The following is a 1,983-nucleotide window of genomic DNA, read 5'->3' on the forward strand; positions in this document are numbered from 1 at the left end:
CAGATCGGCTTCACCATCGTCTCGATCACATTGTCGCTGATTGCCGTCTTCATCCCGCTGTTCTTCATGAGCGGCTATGTCGGCAAGATGTTTCGCGAGTTTGCGGTCGCCGTCAGCGTCTCGCTGGTGCTGTCGCTGGTGATTTCGCTGACCCTGACGCCAATGATGTGCGCGTATCTGCTCAATGACCCCAGCCGGACCAGGCACGGCCGGCTCTACCAGCTGTTCGAGCGTGGCTTCGATGCCCTGCTGGGCTTCTACGAGCGCACGCTGAAATTCGCGCTGCGCTATCGGTTTGCGACGCTGATGGTGATGTTCGGCACGATCCTGCTCACCGGTTATCTGTATTACGTGATTCCCAAGGGATTCTTCCCGCTGCAGGACACCGGCATGCTGTTCGGCATCGCCGAGGCCTCGCAGGACATCTCGTTCCCGGCGATGGTGCAACGCCAGCAGGCCCTGATGGACGTCGTGCTGAAGGATCCGGCCGTCCAATCCGTCAGCGACTTCATGGGCCCCGGCGGCTCGACGCCGACGCTCAATCAGGGGCGCGGCTTCGTCGTCCTGAAGCCGCTCGCCGAGCGCAAGATCAGCGCCGAGCAGGTGATCGAACGCCTGCGGCCGCAACTGGCGAAGGTTCAAGGTGCCACGCTCTATCTGCAGCCGGCGCAGGACATCACGATCGGGGCCCGGATCGCGAAGACACAGTACCAGTACACGCTCTACGACGCCGATTCGAACGAGCTCAATCACTGGACCGCGATCTTCCTGGACAAGTTCAAGAGTCTTCCTGAGATCACCGACGTCGCGACCGATCAGGAGAACGCGGGCCCGATGCTCAATCTGACCGCCAATCGCGAGGTGGCGTCGAGCTTCGGCATCCTGCCGTCGGCGATCGACAATACGCTGGATGACGCGTTCGGCCAGCGCATCGTCTCCACGATGTACACGCAGCTGAACCAGTATCACGTGGTTCTCGAAGTCGCTCCGCAATTCCAGTATGGCCCGGAAGCGCTCAAGGACATCTATGTCAGTTCATCCACCAACCAGCAGGTTCCGTTGAGCACGCTGGTCAAAAGCGACATCAAGCCGGCGCCGATCGTGATCAACCATCAGGGCATGTTCCCCTCGGCGACGATCTCGTTCAACCTGAAACCGAACGTCGCGCTCGGCGATGCCGTCGACGCCATCCGGCGCTTCGAAAAGGAGAGCGGCAAGCCGGCCTCGGTCGCCACCAGCTTCCAGGGCAACGCCCAGGCGTTCCAGGCCTCGCTTGCCAGCACCCCGATCCTGATCGCGGCCTCGCTGGTCGTGATCTACATCATTCTGGGCGTGCTCTATGAGAGCACGATCCACCCGATCACCATCCTGTCGACCCTGCCGTCCGCGGGCATCGGCGCGCTGCTGATCCTGATGGCGGTGCATCTGGATCTGACCGTCATCGCCATCATCGGCATCATCCTGCTGATCGGCATCGTCAAGAAGAACGGCATCATGCTGGTGGACTTCGCGCTTCAGCTCGAACGGGATGAAAACCTCGATCCGGAAGAATCGATCTATCGCGCCTGCACGCTGCGCTTCCGGCCTATCCTGATGACCACCATGGCGGCGCTGTTGGGCGGGGTGCCGCTGATGCTGGGCACCGGCAACGGCGCCGAGCTGCGCCAGCCGCTCGGCTACACCATCGTCGGCGGGTTGATGCTGTCGCAGCTCCTGACACTCTACACCACGCCGGTCGTCTACCTCTATCTCGACCGGCTGAGCGGCGCGCTCAGGCGCCGGCGCCAGGGGTCGAAAGGTGGTTCGAAAGCACCCAAGCTTGTCGGGCATGCCAAGCTGTAGGTCAGCGATTTCGAAGTTTGAAGTGGACCCCAGAAATAGGACCATATGTTAAGGTGTGAAGCGTCCTGCTCTGTCTCAACCGATGGAGCCCGGATATGACGAAGTCACGCAAGAAGTTCGATGCCGCTTTCAAGGCCAAGA

1 protein-coding gene is annotated in these 1,983 nt (G+C 61.2%); it reads left to right on the forward strand.

Going from position 1 to position 1,983, the window contains the following annotated elements; translation table 11 throughout:
* Positions 1 to 1,842 (forward strand): efflux RND transporter permease subunit (locus WCB02_RS05600; protein ID WP_423956847.1); only part of this gene is annotated, 1,842 nt, incomplete at its 5' end.
* Positions 1,843 to 1,983 lie beyond the last annotated feature (141 nt).

Source organism: Bradyrhizobium sp. (assembly GCF_049581145.1).
Taxonomy (GTDB): Bacteria; Pseudomonadota; Alphaproteobacteria; order Rhizobiales; family Xanthobacteraceae; genus Bradyrhizobium.